General features: G+C 65.5%; 19 protein-coding genes. 11 read left to right on the forward strand and 8 right to left on the reverse strand.

Features of this window, described 5'->3' with window-relative positions:
* Both AC4LGL_RS09295 and AC4LGL_RS09300 read right to left on the reverse strand, forming a co-directional pair.
* Complete coding sequence (locus AC4LGL_RS09295; protein ID WP_491838452.1) at positions 1-807, reverse strand: enoyl-CoA hydratase/isomerase family protein; 807 nt, start codon at positions 805-807, stop codon at positions 1-3.
* 9 nt (positions 808-816) lie between these two features.
* Positions 817-1611: an enoyl-CoA hydratase/isomerase family protein gene (locus tag AC4LGL_RS09300; RefSeq protein ID WP_491838453.1), complete on the reverse strand. Its 795-nt coding sequence runs from the start codon at positions 1609-1611 to the stop codon at positions 817-819.
* A gap of 91 nt (positions 1612-1702) precedes the next feature.
* Between AC4LGL_RS09300 and AC4LGL_RS09305 the strand changes: the two genes are divergently transcribed.
* The 3 genes from AC4LGL_RS09305 (at position 1703) to AC4LGL_RS09315 (ending at position 4597) form a co-directional block, all read left to right on the forward strand.
* Complete coding sequence (locus AC4LGL_RS09305) at positions 1703-2476, forward strand: FadR/GntR family transcriptional regulator (protein WP_491838454.1); 774 nt, start codon at positions 1703-1705, stop codon at positions 2474-2476.
* On the forward strand, positions 2466-3341 hold the full coding sequence (locus AC4LGL_RS09310; protein ID WP_491838455.1) for an enoyl-CoA hydratase/isomerase family protein: 876 nt from the start codon (positions 2466-2468) through the stop codon (positions 3339-3341). The genes AC4LGL_RS09305 and AC4LGL_RS09310 overlap by 11 nt, the downstream gene beginning before the upstream one ends.
* A 74-nt stretch (positions 3342-3415) precedes the next feature.
* Entirely contained in the window at positions 3416-4597 is a 1182-nt protein-coding gene (locus tag AC4LGL_RS09315; RefSeq protein WP_491838456.1) for a thiolase family protein, read from the forward strand.
* On the opposite strand, the gene AC4LGL_RS09320 is transcribed toward AC4LGL_RS09315, so the two are convergent.
* The 6 genes from AC4LGL_RS09320 to AC4LGL_RS09345 all read right to left on the reverse strand — a co-directional run bounded on the left by AC4LGL_RS09320 (position 4584) and on the right by AC4LGL_RS09345 (position 10722).
* A complete protein-coding gene (locus tag AC4LGL_RS09320) occupies positions 4584-5414 on the reverse strand; it encodes a MerR family transcriptional regulator (RefSeq protein WP_491838457.1) in 831 nt (276 codons plus the stop codon). The two genes, AC4LGL_RS09315 and AC4LGL_RS09320, sit on opposite strands and share 14 nt — an antisense overlap.
* A 9-nt stretch (positions 5415-5423) precedes the next feature.
* Positions 5424-6956, reverse strand: coding sequence for a flavin-containing monooxygenase (locus tag AC4LGL_RS09325; RefSeq protein WP_491838458.1), 1533 nt, complete (start codon positions 6954-6956; stop codon positions 5424-5426).
* Positions 6957-6970: 14 nt separating this feature from the next.
* The gene (locus AC4LGL_RS09330) at positions 6971-7891 is read right to left on the reverse strand and encodes a ferritin-like domain-containing protein (RefSeq protein WP_491838459.1); all 921 of its coding nucleotides are present in this window, start codon (positions 7889-7891) and stop codon (positions 6971-6973) included.
* 37 nt (positions 7892-7928) lie between these two features.
* On the reverse strand, positions 7929-8786 hold the full coding sequence (locus tag AC4LGL_RS09335) for an SDR family NAD(P)-dependent oxidoreductase (RefSeq protein WP_491838460.1): 858 nt from the start codon (positions 8784-8786) through the stop codon (positions 7929-7931).
* On the reverse strand, positions 8786-9778 hold the full coding sequence (locus AC4LGL_RS09340) for an alpha/beta hydrolase (RefSeq protein WP_491838461.1): 993 nt from the start codon (positions 9776-9778) through the stop codon (positions 8786-8788). The genes AC4LGL_RS09335 and AC4LGL_RS09340 overlap by 1 nt, the downstream gene beginning before the upstream one ends.
* Positions 9779-9981: 203 nt before the next feature.
* Positions 9982-10722: a TetR/AcrR family transcriptional regulator gene (locus tag AC4LGL_RS09345; protein WP_491838462.1), complete on the reverse strand. Its 741-nt coding sequence runs from the start codon at positions 10720-10722 to the stop codon at positions 9982-9984.
* Positions 10723-10984: 262 nt separating this feature from the next.
* Here AC4LGL_RS09345 and AC4LGL_RS09350 point away from each other — a divergent pair, with 262 nt between their 5' ends.
* From AC4LGL_RS09350 to AC4LGL_RS09385, 8 genes are all read left to right on the forward strand, one after another.
* Positions 10985-11746 carry a crotonase/enoyl-CoA hydratase family protein gene (locus AC4LGL_RS09350; RefSeq protein WP_003881296.1) on the forward strand — a complete coding sequence of 254 codons (762 nt, stop codon included), beginning with the start codon at positions 10985-10987 and terminating at the stop codon, positions 11744-11746.
* 43 nt (positions 11747-11789) lie between these two features.
* Positions 11790-12584, forward strand: a complete 795-nt coding sequence (locus AC4LGL_RS09355) for an SDR family NAD(P)-dependent oxidoreductase (RefSeq protein ID WP_491838463.1) — start codon at positions 11790-11792, stop codon at positions 12582-12584.
* An 8-nt stretch (positions 12585-12592) separates the two neighbouring features.
* Entirely contained in the window at positions 12593-13600 is a 1008-nt protein-coding gene (locus AC4LGL_RS09360) for a dihydrodipicolinate synthase family protein (RefSeq protein ID WP_491838464.1), read from the forward strand.
* A gap of 112 nt (positions 13601-13712) precedes the next feature.
* The gene (locus tag AC4LGL_RS09365; protein ID WP_491838465.1) at positions 13713-14534 is read left to right on the forward strand and encodes an enoyl-CoA hydratase; all 822 of its coding nucleotides are present in this window, start codon (positions 13713-13715) and stop codon (positions 14532-14534) included.
* Between the two features lie 4 nt (positions 14535-14538).
* Positions 14539-15786 (forward strand): amidohydrolase family protein, encoded by a 1248-nt coding sequence (locus AC4LGL_RS09370; RefSeq protein ID WP_491838466.1) that lies wholly within the window; start codon positions 14539-14541, stop codon positions 15784-15786.
* Between the two features lie 8 nt (positions 15787-15794).
* A complete protein-coding gene (locus AC4LGL_RS09375) occupies positions 15795-17417 on the forward strand; it encodes an acyl-CoA synthetase (RefSeq protein WP_491838467.1) in 1623 nt (540 codons plus the stop codon).
* Positions 17414-18262, forward strand: a complete 849-nt coding sequence (locus tag AC4LGL_RS09380; RefSeq protein ID WP_491838468.1) for an amidohydrolase family protein — start codon at positions 17414-17416, stop codon at positions 18260-18262. Before AC4LGL_RS09375 ends, AC4LGL_RS09380 begins: the two co-directional genes overlap by 4 nt.
* Positions 18262-19305, forward strand: coding sequence for an acyl-CoA dehydrogenase family protein (locus AC4LGL_RS09385; protein WP_491838469.1), 1044 nt, complete (start codon positions 18262-18264; stop codon positions 19303-19305). The genes AC4LGL_RS09380 and AC4LGL_RS09385 overlap by 1 nt, the downstream gene beginning before the upstream one ends.
* The last annotated feature ends 1 nt before the right edge of the window (position 19306 follow it).

Consider the following 19306-nt stretch of genomic DNA (forward strand, 5'->3'; position numbering starts at 1 on the left):
TTACCGCGCCTGCCAGTTGGGCTTGCGCTTCTCGACGAAGGCTCGCGGTCCTTCGAGCGCATCTTCGGTGCGGACCACCCGCTCGCGGAACGTCTCGGCCAGGATCTCTCCTTCGTGCAGCGGCAGATCCAGGGTCTTGTGAATGGCCAGTCGGGTTCCGCGAACCGCCAGTGGGGCATTGAGACACACGGTGTCGGCGATCTCGTGGGCCCGTTCCAGCAGTTTGTCGTGCTCGACGATCTCGGTGATCAACCCGAGTTCGTACGCGCGCTCGACGGTCATGCGCTCGTGCTTGCCCATCAGCGCCATCCGCAGCGCCACCGACCGGGGGAGTGCCCGCGCCAGGCGCACCATTTCGCGGGCGGCCACCAGACCGATGCTGACGTGCGGGTCGAAGAACGTCGCCTTGTCCGAGGCGATCACGATGTCACCGGTGGTGACCCAGTCCAGTCCGGCGCCGCAGCAGATTCCGTTGATCGCCACCACGACCGGCTTGGCCATGGTGCGAAACGGCGGGGTGCCCTCCTGCGGCGCCTCCCACTGTTCGTACGTGGACAGGTAGGGCCGCTCGTTGACGACCTTTCCGTCGCCGGGGATCTCCTTGACGTCGGCGCCGGTGCAGAAGGCCCGGCCGGCGGCGGTGACGATCATCAGCCAGACGTTGTCGTCGTTCTCGGTTTCGTCGTAGGCAGCCCGCAATTCGGTGATCATGTGCGGCGACAGCGCATTGAGCGCGTCGGGCCGATTCAGGGTGATGGTGGCCTTGTGGCCGTCCACCTCGTATTTGATGGTCTCGTAATCTGTCATCGATTCCTCTTATCGCCCGGTGAAGTCGGGATCGCGGTGTTCCCGGAACGCGGCCAGGCCTTCTTTGAAATCGCCTGTACGGCAGGAGAGTTCCAGGTTGGACAATTCTTGGTTCATGGACTGGGTCAGGGTGGCGTGCTGGCCGTAGGCGATGGCCTGCTTGGCCAGTCCGATCGCAACGGTCGGCCCGGCGGCCAGGCGGGCCACCAAGGAGTCGACTGCCGTATCCAACTCGTCGGCGGGCATCGCGCTGTGGATCAGTCCCCAGTCGGCGGCCTGCGAACCGGTGACCTTCTCGCCGAGCAGCAGCATCCGCCTGGCCCGGGCCACCCCCGCCAGTCGTGGCAGCAGCCAGGTCGCCCCGGAATCGGGGGTGAATCCCCGGTTCATGAACGGTTCCCAGAACGTCGCCCCGGTGTCGGCGATGGTGAAGTCGGCGGCGAGGGCCAGGTTGCAACCCAATCCGACCGCCCAGCCCCGCACGGCGCACACCACCGGTAGCTGGATGGTGGACACCAGCTCGATGATCCGGTGCGCGGTGTGCGGGATCCGCCGGACCAGGTCACCGGTACGGGGCCGCTCTCCGGTGCTGTTGGTGGCGACCCAGTCGGCTCCGGCGCAGAAGTTCTCCGCGGCGCCGGTGATGGCGACGGCGCGCAGCGAGTCGTCGTGGGCGGCTGCCGACAGGGTCGCGACCAGATCGTCGATCATCTGATGGCTCAACGAGTTACGCCGCTCCGGGCGGTCGAGCGTGATGCGCAGGATGGCGTCCGCGCGGGACGTGGTCACCGAACCGTCAGTCACCTGGAATCCAGCCTTTCCGAATCCATACAGTTGCCCATACAGTAGGCGATGCGGTTACTATCTTGTACAAGTTAGCAAGGAAAGGTCGTCGATGGAAGGACGCGTACGGCGCATCCGGCAGCCTCGGGTTGCCGAGATCGTGGCGTCCAAACTGCGCGACGACATCCTGTCCGGCCGCCTGCGTGAGGGTGACATCCTTCCCACACAGGAGAGCCTGTTCCGGGAGTTCGGGGTCAGCCCGCCCGCGTTGCGTGAGGCGATCCATCTGCTGGAGACGGACGGGTTGATCTCGGTGCGCCGCGGAAACGTCGGCGGTGCCGTGGTGCAGATGCCCTCGGCTGACCGCACCGCCCACATGATCGGCATGGTGCTGCAGACCCGCGCTGCCACACCCGCCGATGTGAGCGAGGCGCTGCTGCGTCTGGAACCGATCTGCGCAGGCATGTGCGCGGACCGGGAGGACCGTGCCACCGAGGTGGTGCCTTACCTACAGGCCGAGATCGAACTGCAGGCAGCACAGTTCGAGGACACCTCGCAGTACGTGCCGAACGCCCGCAGGTTCCACGAAGCCCTGGTGTCCCGATGCGGCAACGAGCCGATGATCCTGCTCATCGGCTCGCTGGAATTGATCTGGTCGACGCACGAGTCGTCCGTGTGGACCGGGGAAGACGGTGCCGGCATGTCCGAGAAAACCATGCGCGCGGCGCTGCGTGATCACCAGCGGCTGGTGGACGCGATCACCGACGGAAATACGGCCAGGGCCACCAAGCTCGCAGCCGACCATCTCACCGCCGCCCGGCGCACCACGCTGGCCGCCGGTAACGACAAAACCATTGAAGCGAGGTTGATTTCGCATGACAGATGACCGGGTGCTGTTCGAGGTCGATGGGGACCACCGCATCGCCACCATCACGCTGAACAATCCCAAGCAGCGCAACTCCTATGACGCGGCCATGCGCGACGAGGTGGCCCGCTACCTCGACATCGTGGCCGACGACGACGACATCACCGTGGTGCTTTTGCGTGGTGCGGAGGGCGTGTTCAGCACCGGGGCCGATATGAACAACGCGTACGGCTGGTATGGCGAAGAGGGAAAGAAGGACGCCGCGCCCAAGAAGTCCCGCCCAAGCCAGCGGCGCCGACTCACGGTGGACCGCAAGTCGTTTGGCTTCTACCACAATTTCATGGGCTTCCCCAAGGTCACGGTGGGTGAGATCAGCGGCTACGCCCTCGGCGGGGGTTTCGAGATGGCATTGATGACCGACATCTCGGTGATCGCCCGTGACACCAAGATCGGGATGCCCGCGACGCGGTTCCTCGGCCCGGCCCTGGGCAGCCTGCACATGTTCTTCCACCGCCTCGGTCCGGTGCTGGCCCGGCGGATGCTGCTCACCGGCGACATCGTCGAGGCCGGCTCCATCGAGCACCTCGGCATCTTCACGGACACCTGCGATGCCGACCAGGTGACGGCGCGGGCGCAGTACTGGGCGGCCAAGGCGGCCAAGATGCCCGCCGACGGGGTGGTGATCGCCAAGGAGGCGTTCCGCCTCGTCGAGCAGAGCCAGGCGTATCAGGGGGAGGAGGTGGCGAGCTACATCTTCCACGCCTACGGCACCAACCTGCAGTTCTCGCCCGGTGAGTTCAACTTCGTCAAGACCCGGGCCCAACATGGCACCAAAGAGGCGTTCCGGCTGCGTGACGAGCATTTCCACGTCCCGGAACCGCAGTAGCCAACCACATGCCGACCCACCTACAGTGGGTGCTACGTTTACATAATCACTGGATATCGTAAAGGCGGATTCATATGCCCACACCCGTAATCGTCGGTGCCGCCCGCACCGCCATCGGCCGCTCCTTCAAGGGGACGCTGGTCAACACGCCGCCGGAAACCTTGATCACCACGGTCCTGCCCGAGGTCGTGCGTCGTGCCGGAATCTCCCCAGAAGTCATCGACGACCTGATCTTCGCCGAATCCAATTACGGCGGCGGCGATATCGCGCGCTACGCCGCCGACGCGCTGGGCTGGGAGTCGGTGCCCGGCCAGGCCGTCAACCGGCACTGTGCGGGGTCGCTGACCGCCATCGGTAACGCGTCGGCCCAGATCGGCTCCGGCATGGAGCGGGTCCTGGTGGCCGGCGGTGTGCAGTCGCTGTCCTCGTCGCCGCTGATGAAGTGGCGGGTGCCCGGCTTCGGGCCCGAGATCGAGTTCATCGAGCCGTGGATGACCCCGACGCACGTCGAGACCCCTGATGCGCCGATGCGCGACATGTCGATCACGGTCGGCTGGAACACCGCACAGGCCGCCGGCATCACCCGCGAGGACATGGACGCCTGGGCGGCGCGGTCGCACCAGCGCGCCATCGCCGCGATCGACGCGGGCAAGTTCCTCGACGAGATCGTGCCGCTGAAGGTGAACCAGCCCGACGGGTCGGTCATCGAGTTCAGTGTCGACGAGCACCCGCGTCGCGGCACCACCGCCGAGAAGCTCGCCGAACTCAAGGTCCTGCACCCGGAGATCGAAGGATTCTCCATCACCGCGGGCAACAGCAGCGGCACCAACGACGCTGCCGCTGCTGTCGCGCTCGTCGGCGACGACTATGCGGCTGCGGAGAACCTCAATGTGCTGGCCACCGTACGGGCCTGGGGTGCGGTAGGCGTCCCCGCCAAGGACACGGGTCTCGGCGGCGTCGAGGTGATCGGCAAGGTCCTCGGCCGGGCCGGGCTCAAGCCCTCGGATGTCGCGCTGTGGGAGATCAACGAGGCGTTCGCCTCGGTGCCGATCGCCGCGGTGCGCAAGTACGGCCTCGACGAGGAGCTGGTGAACTTCTCCGGCAGCGGCTGCAGCCTCGGACATCCGATCGCCGCCTCCGGTGCCCGGATGGTCACCACGCTCGTCTACGAACTGCAGCGCCGTGGTGGCGGCATCGGCGTCGCCGCGATGTGCGCGGGTGGCGGCCAGGGCGGCGCCGTCGTCATCGAGGTCTAGCTCGTTTGACGTGAGCCCGACGGGTGGTCCCGTCGGGCTCACGTTCGTCGGTGGTCTCCGGGACTGCTTCGGCGTCGGCCTTGCCCGCTGCCTGATACTCGTGTAGCTCGGCACGAACAGCTTCGTCGAAGGCGCGGTCGAGGCTGGCGTGCGCGAGTCGCCGGGCCGCCCTGCGCATGGTGTCCACGAGGTCAGCGGCCCAGGCGAGTTCGGCATCGTTGGTGGGGAGCCACCCGGGCCCCCGCTGCCGGACCACCTCGGTATGCCCGCCGCGGGTCAGCTCGCGAGCAGCGGCGTCAAGTTTCTTGTCGACCGCGGTACTGGTTTTCAGGAGTATCTCCAGCGGCATTCCGCGGGAGATCAGTGCGGCGAAGTCATCGATGAGGCGTACATCGCTGACCGAGTAGATGTTCTCGTCGGCAGTGGGCTCGATCAAGCCATGGGTGGTCAAACGCCGCAGCATCGACGTGTCCAGGTCGCCGAGCCGTCCCTCCAGCTCTTCGAGGGACATGGTGCGTGGCTGCGGGTGCGACCACGGTGCGGTGACCAATTCTTCGAGGTCGGACAGATCCAGCACATCGACGAGGTTCTGACCGGGCTGCAACCCGGTCAGGAATTTCATGATGTGCTTGAGCGTGAAGCCCTCACTGAGCAACCGGGTGATCGCGCGCAGCTGGCGCAGGTGGCGATCGGTGTAGATCGCCACCCGGCCCCGACGCTGGGGCCGGGGCAGGAGCCCGTTGTCCTGGTAGACGCGTACGTTCCGGGTTGTCGTCCCCGCCTCCCGAGCGAGGTCGTCAATCCGGTACTCGGTCACCCCGGAATCCTATCCGGTAGCCAGGGGACTGCCGCTGACCTGCGCCAGGGCGGTCATGTCGTCGCGACCCGCGGTCTCGTCGTCGCGGCCCGCCGCGGTGATCTTGTAATCGTGCAGGTCGAGATTCTTGAGCTGATTGACGTACTGGGTGGCGAACCCCGGATACATGGTCGCGTTGAAACCGTCCTCGGTCAGATACCAGCTCTGGCAACCGGAGTTCCAGGTGGTGGAGCCCAGACGCCGTTGGATGTCGTCGTTGTACCGGTTCTGGGCCTCCGGGCGGACATCCAGCGATTTCCATTCGTGCCGCAGGAGCGTCGAGATCGCCTCGACGATGTAGTTGATCTGAGCCTCCATATACACCAGTGCCGAACTGTGTCCGGGGCCGGAGTTCGGGCCGAAGGTGAAGTACAGGTTGGGATAACCCGACACCGCGACGCTGCGGTACGCGTAGGCGCCGCGACTCCATTCGGCGGCCAGCTCACGGCCTTCGATGCCGGTGATCGGGAACGGGGTGCCGGTCTTGCAGACATCGAACCCGGTGGCGAACACGATGCAGTCGAATTGGTGCTCGATACCCTCGACGGTGCGAATCCCGTTGGGGGACAGCCGAGCGATGGGCCAGGTCACCAGCTTGCAGTTGTCGGCCTGCAAGGCGGGGTAGTATTCGCTGGTCATCAGGAGCCGCTTGCATCCGGCGGAGAAATCCGGCGTCAGCTGGCGCCGCAACCACGGATCCTTCACCTGCAGACGGAGATTGGCGCTGCTGACCGCCTCGACGAGCCGGGTGAACGGGGTGTCCCAGACCACGCCGAGGGCAACCGACTCGTGTCCCCAGTACCAGACGCTTCTCATCAGGCTCTGGGTCACCGGGAGGTTGCGGTATAGGCGCTTGAGCCAGCCACTGGTGGGAGTGTTGATCCGCGGCAGCACCCACCCGGGGGTCCGCTGGAAAACCTTGACCGACTTCGCCGTCTTCACCAGCTCGGGCACGATCTGCACTCCGCTGGCACCGGTCCCGACGACCGCGACCCGTTTGTCGGTGAAGTCGTAATCGTGATCCCACCGGGCGCTGTGGATCTTGTGGCCTTCGTACGTGTCGATCCCGGGGATGTTCGGGAAGCTGGCGTTGGCCAGCGGACCGGCTGCGACGATCACACTCCGGGCCCGCACCGGTTCCCGGCCTTCGAGGTCGACGGTCCACTCGCCGGCCTCCGCGTCGTAGGAAATACCGACGACGGTGTGCCCGAACCGGATCGTCGGGGCGAGGCCGGACGACTCGACCATGCCGTCGATGTACTCCAGGATCTCGGCGCTGCCCGAATAGGTGTGTGACCAGTCCGGGTTGGCAGCGAAACTGTACGAATACAGCCGGGATGGAATGTCGCACGCCGCACCGGGATAGGTATTGTCACGCCAGGTTCCGCCGACTCGGGAATCGCGCTCGAATATCGCGAAATCCTCGACGCCCTCGGCCTTGAGCCGGATAGCCGCGCCGATGCCGGCGAATCCGGCACCGATGATGGCAACAGAGATGGTCATGTGAGGGGCTTCCTTCAGGCGACGGGTTCGTAGGTCAGTTCCTGTGACCAGGTCGGGGTGTTCTCGACCAACGACATCGGAATCACTCCGGTGATCTTGACCAGTGAATCGGCCAGCCAGTGGTACTTGGAGGTCCGGTCGATCACCTTGCGGCTCTGCCACGAGATGAGCCGGTACATCGGCAATCGGCGGGCGAATTCGCTTCGCTCGCCCACGCTTTGGAACCTGCGCATCGCCTGGTACAGCCGGTCCTCGTTGACACCCATCTCGACGATGTTGTCGCGCATCTTGTTCAGCAGCGGGAAGTAGCTGAGCACTCCGACCAGGAACGTGGGCTTGATCCAGCCGCCCACCAGCTCTATCAGCAGCTTGCGCATGTCGGCATGCCCGAGGATGTCCATCACCTCGAAGTCGACGGCCAGGTGCCGGGACTCGTCGGAGTTGATCCGCTTGAACACCTCCTGCGCCACCGGATCTTTGACCTCATCGGTGATGAACTTGATCAGCGCCCCGTCCAGCGCGACCTCGAGCATGGGGATGACGGTGCCGAGGAACGTCAGACCCATTCCGTCGGAATGCTTGTCGAGCCAGTTGATGACCAACTGGACGTTGACGTTCGGCGGCGGGATCTCGTCGTCCTCGAGCATGCCCCACCTACGCATCAAGGCGAGTTCGGCGTTGGCGTGCTTCTGTTCCTCGGCGTGGAAATGCTCGTAGATGCTCTTGAGCGTCGGATTCGGTGCCTTCTTCGCCAGTGCGGCAAAACCGCGAGCGCCGACGTTCTCGATCCACATCAGGTCGGTCATGAACGGCTTGAGCTTGGCGTGCAGTTCGGGTTCGATCAGCTCGGCTCCCGGTGCGTCCCAGTCGATGTCGATCAGGGCCCATTGCCGGTCTTTGATCATCTGCAGCATGTTGTCGAGATCCATCGCCATGGTGCTTCCTTTCGGTAGAGCAGGTGTCGGGAAGGGTTCAGTCTTTGGGGAGTACTCGGCCGAGCAGCCCGGCGCCCCGGACATAGAGACCGGGGAAGTGCCGCTTCAGGTGCCAGATGACGGTGGCGTCGATCTGGGGCACCACGTACAGGCGGCCGCTGTCGTGCGCGTCCAGGGTGCGGGCTGCGACGTTGTCCGGAGACAGCCCGGTCCACCGGGCCAGTTGCTGGCTGAGGTTCATCGAGCCGGGGGTGATGCGGCCGTCCTGAAAGACGTTGGTCTTCACGAAAGTCGGGCACAGCACCGTAACCGCTACACCCGCGCCGGCGAGCTCGGCGGCCAGCGTCTCTGACAACGACATCACGCCCGCTTTGGAGACGTTGTACGGCGCCATCGACGGTGCGGCAGCGAATCCCGCTGCCGAGGCCACGTTGATGATCCCGCCGCGGCCGGCCTCGCGCAGGATCGGCGTGAAGACCTCGCACCCGTACACGACACCCCACAGATTGATCCCGAGCGCCCAGTCCCAATCCTCGAATCCGATGGCGCCGACGGGCTTGCCGCCGACGCCGACGCCGGCGTTGTTGATCACCAGGGTCGGTGGGCCGCCGAAAACACTGGCGGCTTGCTTGGCCAACTGCTCGACTGCGCTGCGATCGGATACGTCGCAGACCACGGCGTGGCCCTTGCCAGCGGGGAGTTCGTCGATCAGTGCCACCGTCTCGTCGGCCCGGTCGGAATCGATATCGGCGCAGATGACCTCGCCACCCCTCCGGGCGAGCTCAAGGGCGAACGACCGCCCGATGCCGCTACCGGCGCCGGTCACGACCGCCTTCGCGTCAGTACAACGCCGGGTGCCACGAAAAGCATTGAGCAGCATGTCGATTCCGAACATCAGCACACCTCCATCTGGGTATCGGGTCGGTCGTCCGCGAGTACGGCGGAGATGAACCCCGCCGCCCGCCGCAGTGCCGTCGCTGCCTCGGGCGCAAGCCGGGGCAGTGCCTGGAAAACGTGCACCATGGCGGGCCAGACTTCGAGGGTGCTCACCCCTCCGGCCCGGGTGACCTCGGTATCGAGGTAGCGCGCGTCCGCGCTGAGCATTTCGAACTCGCCGACCTGGATCAGCATGGGTGGCAGGCGATCCGCCTTCTCGAAGTCGAGGCGCAGCCGCGGCTGGTCCGGCTTCTGTGCCGCCGTGTACAGCCCGACCAACTGCCGCGCCGCCGTCGCCGACATGGCCGGGTCGCGGCGCACCTGTTCCTGCTGCAGCGCGAGTTCCATGGTGAGGTCGATCAGCGGGGAGAACAGCACGACTCCGGCGGGCTGGAAGCCGGGTTCGTCGGCGTGCTGGAGCAGCAGTTCGCAGGTCAGGTGCCCACCTGCGGAGTCCGCGCCGATCACGACGTCCGATGCCGAATATCCCTGCGCGAGTAACCACCGATAGCCCGCTTCGACGTCGTCGGCGGCGGCCGGGAATCGGTGTTCGGGAGCCAGGCGGTAGTCGACGGAAAAGAACGGCATGCCGGTGGCTTGGGACAGCTGTGCCACCAGCTTGCGGTGGGTGTGCGCCGAACAGATCACGTAGGCGCTGCCGTGGATGTAATACCCGGCGCGCGTGCCGAACTTCACCCCCGGACCGATCACCCATTCGCCGCGGACTCCGGGTCGGCGGACCGGGATGACCCTGGTGCCGTCGGGCATCGATCCCAACGTCCCCATGATGGTGGCGATGAGTCCGCGGGAAAACCACACTCCCGGTCGGTTCATCGGGATGACGCCGGTGAGGCAGCCCAACGTCCAGCGGGTGGTGGCGGCCGCGACGACGGCACGCAGAGAACGGCCGCTGGGCACAGCCGGCAGGTCGGGTGAGGCAACTGCGGTCACGCGGTTTACGTCACCACAGACTGTTACATTTGTCAATGTAACAATCGGCGATGACGTGACGGCCGGGTTCGCTGGGTGCCGGCTTGCCGGGGAGTGGTGGGTACGCGAAATCGCCCGGCCGCGAACGGAAATCCGGGTTGGTGGGTTTTCGCTGAAGCGACCGAAGCGCCAGGGGGCGGCTTCGGCTCAGGTGAAGGCTGCGCCTATTTGCGCTTGGTCTTGGTCGCGGTCGGTTGTGCGATCCGCGCGGCCGCGTGGTCGAGGATGCACTCCAGGCCGTACTCGAAGTTCTTCTCGTCGGCCGCGCCGATGCGGTGTCCCTCGTTGGTGACCTGTGCGAGCAGCGGCGTGACTTCCGGGTCGATGACCATGGTCTCTTCGTAGTCGCCCGGGGCGTTGTCGTTGGCCCGGTTCTTCTCGTAGAGACGGTGCAGCACAACCGATCCGCGCACGTGCACCGAGACGGCCGAATAGGTGTCGAAGGCGTCCTCGACCGGCAACCCGGCCTCCACCAGGCCCGAGATCGCGGTCTCCATCTCCTGCACACCGAGGCGTGCGGCACGGGCGCTCAGGGCGGAGCGAATGAGAATGAGATCACACAGAATGGGATTGCCCATGAAGGCTTTTCGCATGGTCCTGGCGTGGTTGGCCAACGACTCGCGCCAGTCCTTGGCTTCGACGTAAGGGGTGGCGACCACGAACTCGCGGAGTGCGCGGTCGGTCATCGCGTTGAGCAGGTCGTCCTTCTTGCGGAAGTACCAGTAGATGCTCGTGACGCCGACGCCGAGATGTTTGCCCAGCAGTGGCATGCTGAGGTTGTCGATCGATACCTGCTCGGCGAGTTCGAATGCGCCCTTGATGATGTCTTCGGGATTGATGGACCCGCGTTCGCGCCGTTGACGTTTCTCAGCCGTCGGTTGCTTTGCCACTGCGGGCACCTCCATCGAAATCGATTCTGCTCAAGCCGTCCCTGTGCCGCGGGTCAATCGCAGGTGAATTTACCGCCGGCCACCACCTGAACTGCGCCAATGTGCGCGTGTCGCGGGGTCTTGTCGCTGTCGAGCTTACCGGTAGCCTCTCTGTTGCTGCCGTCCACAGTGGGCGCCGAGGCGTCGCTCGGGGGCGGTGGACGGGGTTCCGGCTTTTTACTGTAACCCCTATAGTAGGCTTTTCCGGGTAATTGGGCCGCAAGCGAAGGGGCAGTTGGTGTCGGAAGTAGTTCTGCGGGAGCGTCGGGGTCGCACGCTCATCATCACGATCAATCGTCCGGAAGCGCGCAATGCGTTCAATCTCGCGGTGGTCCAGGGCCTCGCCGATGCCATGGACGAACTCGACGACACCCCGGAACTGTCAGTGGCCGTCCTGACCGGCGCCGGCGGAAACTTCTGCGCCGGCATGGACCTCAAGGCGTTCGCATCGGGGGAGCTGCCCTACGTTCCCGGCCGCGGCGCCGGCTTCACCGAGCGTCCGCCGCGCAAGCCACTGATCGCCGCGGTCGAGGGGTTCGCGCTCGCCGGTGGTACCGAGTTGGTCTTGGCGACCGACCTCGTGGTCGCCTCCAAGGTCGCCAAGTTCGGCATCCCTGAGGTCAAGCGTGGTCTCGTCGCCGGTGGCGGTGGCCTGCTGCGACTGCATCAGCGCATTCCGTACCAGAAGGCGATGGAACTCGCGCTCACCGGCGACAGCTTCACCGCAGAGGAAGCCGCCGCGTGGGGTTTCGTCAACAAGCTGACCGAGCCCGGTGAGGCGCTCGACGGTGCGCTCGAGCTCGCCGATCGGATCACCGCCAACGGCCCCCTCGCCGTGGCCGTGACCAAGGAGATCATCGCGTCATCCTCGGAGTGGTCGGCCGACGAGATGTGGAAGAAGCAGGGCGAACTGCTCGGACCGGTGTTCTCCTCCAATGACGCCAAGGAGGGGGCGATCGCCTTCGCCGAGAAGCGGGCGCCCAATTGGACGGGTTCCTGAGTCCGGCGGGCAGGAGCGAAGCGACCGGGGGGTTATTCAGGCCATGGATCTCGGGTTCGCAGGTGCGGCCACCGTTGTCGTGGGTGGTGGCCGCGGGATGGGTTTTGCCACCGCCCAGTGTCTGGCGGAGGACGGCGCGCGCATAGCGATCGTCGGGCGGTCCCGGGACGTACTCGACGCTGCCGCAACGGAGCTGGGTCGGCTGGGATCGCCGGAGGCGGTGGCGATCGTCGCCGACACGTCGGACAGCGCCCAGGTCGAGCAGGCGTTCGCCGAGGTCGGCGCGCGTTGGGGTGAGCTCAACGTCTTGATCAACACGGTCGGCCCCGGCGCCGCGGGCAACTTCGAAGAGCTGACCGACGACCAGTGGCAGGACGCATTCGACACCGGCCTGATGGGCATGGTGCGCTGCGTACGGGCAGCATTGCCGTTGCTGCGCAATGCGGAATGGGCTCGCGTCGTCAATTTCTCCGCGCATTCGGTCCAGCGGCAGAGCACTCGGCTGCCGGCTTACACGGCGGCAAAGGCGGCGCTGAACAGCGTGTCCAAGAATCTGTCGCTGTTGCTGGCCAAGGACGAGATCATGGTCAACGTGGTCTCGCCGGGCAGCATCTCCTCGGAAGCGCTGCGAGGCTGGGCCGACACGGTAGGTGTCGACGGCAACGATCCGTATGCGTTGATGGCTGCCATCGACGAGCATTTCGGACATCCGGCCCACCTGCCGCGCGCCGGTCTTCCCGGTGAAATCGGTCCCGTCGCAGCCTTTTTGGCGTCCAAACGCAACTCGTACATGACCGGCGCCAACGTCAACGTGGACGGCGGATCGGACTTTATCTAGGGGGCGATATGGCAACAGCAGCCGACGCGCGGGACTGGGCTCGCTCAGCCTTGCGCGGGATCGGTGACTCGCTCTACACCCCGTTCTGTGGAACCGATGGCGACGATATCGACTGGGACGCCTACCGGTACCTGGTGCGCTACTGCGTCGGCGATCTCGGTCATCAGATGCTCTGGTGTACCAGTGGTTTGGCCGAGTTCTGGGCGCTGACCCTCGCCGAGCGCAAGCAACTGCTCGAGGTGGCGATCGAGGAGGGGCGCCGCGCCAACCCGGACGTGGTCGTGCAGGCCTGCACTGCGGCCACGTCGGCCAAGGACTGCCTGGAGCTCACGCTGCACGCCCAACATGCGGGCGCCGACATCGTCTACATCCAGACCCCCATGATGGAGGCGCACGCGGGGGAGGGCGTCCTTCGCTTTTTCTCCTATATCGCCGAACGCACGGATATCGCTCTGGGCATGTTCAATTCCCCGTCATCGGGCTATGTCCTGGCACCGGACGAGAGCGCCCGGATTGCCGAGGCAATCCCAGCGGTGTGCGCCACCAAGGAGGGCGCCTTCCGGCCGGCGGCGAGCCGTCGGTTACACGAGCTGGCGCCGTACCTGGCGGTCTGGGAGTGCGACACCACGGTGTACCGGGCCGGCTGGCTGCGTGAGGGCATCGTCTGCCCGGCCCAGTTGGGCACTGCCGGATACCTCTACGAGACCCCGCAACGCCGCATCTTCACCGAGTACTGGGATCTGGTGTACGCCGACCGGCTCATCGAGGCGATGGACTTCGGCCGGGAGTCCGGGTTGGACCAGTTCGGCCTGGACATGGGTTCCTGGTTCACCTGTTATCCGGGTCGAGCCGACTATTTCACCCACTGGGCCGGCGCGTTCAAACACGCGGCGTCGGTGCTGGGATTGCCTGTCGGCGAGTACCCGCACTCCCGTCCGCCCCAGGCATTGTTGCCGGATGCGGCGAAGACCCAGATCGAGACCGCTTATCGCAAGCTCGGTTTGATCGATTCCTGAACCGCCTTTGTGCAGGTCGCGGCACCAACGCCGGGCTTGCGGAATGCACTACCGATAGGTATACAGTATGTATGTCTGAACGGCTGGTGTGGCATCGGGGAGGTATCGGCGGATGACGGTCGCTGACAGTGTCGGAACCGAGGCTGTTCTCTACGAGGTGACCGATGGCGGCGTCGCCGTCATCACCCTCAACCGCCCCGATCGGCTGAACTCCTGGGGCGCGGACATCTCGGCCGGCGTCTACGCGAGTTTCGATCGCGCCGAAGCTGCTCCGGCGGTCCGGGTGATCGTGCTGACCGGGAGCGGCCGCGGGTTCTGCGCGGGTGCCTACATGGGCGCCATGCAGGATCTGGGCGCCAGCATCAACGAAGACACCGATGTCAGCAAGATCGTCGGCGAACGTCACCCTCATTTCCTGACCGAACTGCGCAAGCCTGTCATCGCCGCGATCAACGGGGCGTGCGTCGGCATCGGGCTCACGCACGCGTTGATGTGCGATGTCCGGTTCGCCGCCGCCGGAGCGAAATTCGCCACCGCCTTTCCCCGTCGCGGGCTGATCGGCGAGTACGGAATCACCTGGATCCTGCCAAGACTGGCCGGCTGGGGCGCGTCGGCGGACCTGCTGCTGAGCGGACGGACCTTCTTCGCCGAGGAAGCCGTCGCGCTCGGTTTGGTGAAAGAGGTTGTGGCGCCGGAAGATCTGCTGAGCCGGGCGCTGGAGTACGCCGAAGATCTGGCTCGCAATTGTTCACCGGCCTCGATGGCTGTCATCAAACGTCAGCTCTACGGCGACGCCCACGACGACGTGCGCGATGTCAGTGCCCGCGCCGAGACCCTGATGCACGAATCCATGGTGCGGCCCGATCTCATCGAGGGCATCACCGCGTTCTTCGAGAAACGACCCCCGAACTTCCCGCCGCTGAAAGAAGGTTGATGACATGACCGACACCCCAGAGCGTCTGCCCTACCTGGCCGTCGATGTCGACAACCATTACTACGAACCGACCGATGCGTTCACCCGGCACTTGCCCAAGGAGTTCCGGAGCCGTGGAGTGCAGATGGTGCAGGACGGCAAGCGGACCCTGGCCGTGATGGGCGGAACCGTCAACCACTTCATCCCCAACCCGACCTTCGACCCGATCATCGAACCGGGCTGCCTGGATCTGCTGTTCCGGGGAGAGATCCCCGAGGGCGTCGACCCCGCCTCCCTGATGAAGGTCGACCGGCTCTCCGAGCACCCCGAGTATCAGAATCGCGATGCCCGGGTGAAGGTGCTGGACCGGCAGCGCCTCGAAACCGTGTTCATGCTGCCGACTTTCGCCTGTGGCGTGGAGGAGGGGCTCAAGCACGACATCGAGGCCACCATGGCCTCGGTGCACGCCTTCAACCTGTGGCTGGACGAGGACTGGGGATTCGACCGGCCTGACGGCCGTTTCGTGTCGGCTCCCATCATCTCGCTCGCCGATCCCGAAAAGGCGGTCGAGGAAGTCGAATTCGTGATCAGCCGGGGTGCCAAGCTGGTGTGTGTGCGCCCGGCCCCGGTACCCGGTGCGGTCAGGCCGCGCTCCCTCGGCGACCCGTTGCACGATCCGGTGTGGGCCCGGTTGGCCGAGGCCGGTGTCGCCGTCGTATTCCACCTGTCGGACTCCGGATACATGGCGGTCCCGGCGCTGTGGGGCGGCAGCGGGGTGTTCAAGGGATTCGGCAAGCGTGATCCGCTCGACATGGTGATCATGGACGACCGCGCCATCCACGACACCATGGCCTCGATGATCGTGCACCAGGTCTTCACCCGGCATCCCAAGCTCAAGGTGTGCAGCATCGAGAACGGCTCCTACTTCGTCTACCGGCTGATCAAGCGTCTGAAGAAGGCCGCCAACAATGCGCCGTACCACTTCAAGGAGGATCCGGTCGAGCAGTTGCGCAACAACGTCTGGATCGCGCCGTACTACGAGGACGACGTTAAGCTGCTCGCCGCAACCATCGGCGTCGACAAGATCCTGTTCGGCTCGGACTGGCCGCACGGCGAGGGGCTGGCCGATCCGACCACCTTCACCGCGGACATCCCGCAGTTCCCGGAATTCAGTCTGGAAGACACGCGGAAGGTCATGCGCGACAACGCCCTCGAACTCCTCGGCGACCCGACCCGGACTGCGCCCGGCGTCGCAGGCCTGGTGTCGGTCTAGCCGCCGCCATGGGCGAATGGACGATCGGCGCCGTCGTCGACGCGATTGCCGAGGCGGTACCCGACCGGGAGATGACGGTGTGCGGCACTCGCCGCACCACCTTCGCACAGGGAGCTGACCGGACCAGCCGGCTGGCCAACTTTCTGGCCTCGCGCGGATTGGGCGCGCACCGCGAACGTGGGGACCTGAACCGCTGGGAATGCGGCCAGGACGTCGTCGCACTCATCATGCACAACGACCTGTATCCCGAGATGGTGATCGGCTGCCTCAAGGCGCGCACGGTCCCGGTGAACGTCAACTACTACTACTCGCCGGGCGAGGTGGCCGACCTGCTGGCGTACCTGAAGCCACGGGCGGTGATCTACCACCGCTCGCTGGGGGCGAAGTTCGCTTCTGCACTGGGGAATGAAGCGCTGCAGGCCGAACTCCTGATCTCGGTCGACGACGGCGATGGTGCCGAGCTACCGGGGTCGGTCACGTTGGAAGACGCTCTGGCTCAGGGTGATACCCACGCCGCGCCGCCGGGCTCCCCGGATGATCTGCTCATGGTCTGTACGGGCGGTACGACCGGCCGTCCCAAAGGGGTGATGTGGCGCCAGGGCGACATCTACGTGTCGTCGATGAACGGTGCCGACCATGAACAGGTGAGCGAGATCCACGACAAGGTGGTCAATGCCGGCCCACCGTGGTTCGCGGTGTCGCCGTTGATGCATGCCGCCGGGATGTGGACCGCGTTCTCCGGCCTGCTGTCCGGCCAGACTGTGGTGCTGCACGACACCAAGCCACGCTTCGACCCGCGCACCGTGCTCGAAACCGCGCAGCGGGAGAAGATCGGGCTGATGACGATGGTGGGCGACGCCTACGCCGCGCCGATCGTCGAGGAGCTGGGCCGGCGATCCTATGACCTGTCGTCGATGTTCGCGATCGGCACTGGTGGGGCGGCAACCAACCCGAAACATCAACGCGCACTGCTGGAACACATCCCGCAGATCACCATCATCAACGGATTCGGTTCTTCGGAGACCGGCAACATGGGCTTCGGCCACACCCAGCGCGAAACCCCGACCGCCGAAACCTTCCAGCTGCGGGCCGGAGGTCTGGTCCTGGCCGACGACTACTCCCGGTTCCTGGATCCCGGCGACACCGAGGTGGGCTGGGTGGCGCGCAACGGCCGAATCCCACTCGGCTACTTCAACGACGAAGCGGCGACGGGTAAGACCTTCCCCGAGGTGGCCGGTGAACGGGTGGTGGTCTCCGGTGACCGCGCCTCACTCGATGCCGACGGCACCCTGCGGTTGCTGGGCCGGGATTCCTTGGTGGTCAACACCGGTGGGGAGAAGGTGTTCGTCGAAGAGATCGAGGAAGTGCTGCGAGCCCACTCTCTGGTCGTCGATGCGCTGGCGGTGGGCCGGCCCAGTGAGCGGTGGGGCGAGGAGATCGTGGCGCTGGTGGCTGTGCGGGACGCGGTCGACGCCGATGCTCTCCGGGAACACTGCGCCACCCGGCTGGCCCGGTTCAAACTTCCCAAGGACGTGCTGTTCGTCGAGGAGATTCGCAGACTCGGCAACGGCAAGGCCGACTATCGCTGGGCCAAGGGCCTGGCCTCGGAACAGGCGGAGATCAAGGCATGACACACACGGAGAATCGGGTGATCGACTGTCTGGCCAACGTGCATTTCGGCGAGACGGAGAACCAGCCCACCTTCATGAAGAAGGTGCGCGACGATTATTTCAAGGGCCCGCAGTCGATGTACGACCCCATCGACCTGTCGGAGCTGCTCGACGAGATGGACACCCACGGTGTGCAGAAGGCGATCCTGATGGATTCGCTGGCCAAACCGTCGGTGACGGCGCGGAAGTTCGTCGAGGCGCATCCGGACCGCTTCGCGCTGGCGATGGGCGGGGTCAACCTGTTGCGCCCCATCCCGTCGCTGCGTGAACTCGCAGCCGTCGCAGCCGACCTTCCGGTCGCCTATACCGTTGTCGGACCCAGCTTCTGGGGAGACGGGCAGTATCCGCCGAGCGATGCGGTCTACTATCCGCTCTACACCAAATGTGCCGAGATGGGACTGCCGCTGTGCGTCAACACCGGCATTCCCGGCCCGCCGATTCCGGGTGAGGTGCAGAACCCCATCCACCTGGACCGCGTGTGTGTTCGGTTCCCGGAGTTGAAGCTGTGCATGATCCACGGCGCAGATCCGTGGTGGGACATCGCGATCCGGATGCTGATCAAGTACCAGAACCTGCGGTTGATGACGTCGGCCTGGTCACCCAAGCGGTTGCCGGAGTCACTGCTGCACTTCATGCGGACCCGCGGCAAGAACAAGATCATCTTCGCCTCGGATTTCCCGGTGTTGCGCATGCAGCGCGTCGTGCCCGAGGCGCTGGCGCTCGACCTGCCTGCCGATGTGCTGGACAACTACCTCTACAACAATGCCGCGGAGTTCTTCTTCGGCGAGAAACAACAGGAGAGCTGATGGACCGCTACGAACTGCGCAGGCTGGATTACGGCCTGACCGAGGACCACGTCGACCTGCAGACCGCTTACCGCCAGTTCTTCAAGACGCACTCCGACATCGAGGCCGTGCGTGCCGCCGAGCCTTCGGGTTTCGACAAGAGTCTGTGGGAACGGTTGTGCGCCATGGGCGCCACCACGATGGCACTCCCGGAATCCGTCGGCGGTGACGGGGCGACCCTGGTGGACCTGACCTTGGTGGCAGAGGAACTCGGCCGCTCGCTGGCGCCCGTGCCGTGGATCGACCATGTTGTCGCGGCGCGGTTGCTGGCCCGGCTGGGAGCATGCGAGTCCGAAGAGATCGTGCAGGGCACCCAGATCGTCGGGCTCGATCCGCAGCAGGTGGCGCCGAGCGGCGCCCGGCTCATCCCGATCGGATCGATCGCCGATCACATCGTCGTCCGCGACGGGCAGGATGTGGTGAAGCTGGAATTCTCCACGCGGCCGGCGCGGGTCGACAACATCGGCAAGCTGCCGATGGCGTGGGTGGATCCAGCCGCCGCAGACACCCGGGTCGTGCTGGCCAGTGGTGCCGATGCCCTGGCGGAATATCAACGGGCGCTGGATGAATGGCGTCTTCTGACCGCGGCGGCGCTGGTGGGTCTGGTCGAGGAGACCATGACGATCGCCGCCGAATTCGCCAAGTCCCGGTACACCCTCGGGGTACCGATCGGGACGCTGCAAGGCATTTCGCATCCGTTGGCCAACATCGCGATCACGGTTCAGAGCGGGCGCGGCCTGGCGCGTCGGGCGGCGTGGTTCCTCGACAACGAGCCGGACGAGCGGCCGGAGCTGGCTCCTTCTGCATTCGTCTTCATGGCCGAGGAGTCCGCCAAGGCCGCCACCATGGCGGTGCATGTACAGGGCGGACTCGGGGTGTCGGCGGAGGCGGCGGCTACCGCGTACCTGGTGCGGGCGCGCGGTTGGGCGCTGGCAGGCGGTGACCCGGGTGCCACCGCGGTGCACATCGCTCAGATCGTCTCGGCTCGTGAAAGCAAGGTTTAGA

It is taken from the genome of Mycolicibacterium arcueilense (assembly GCF_058536225.1).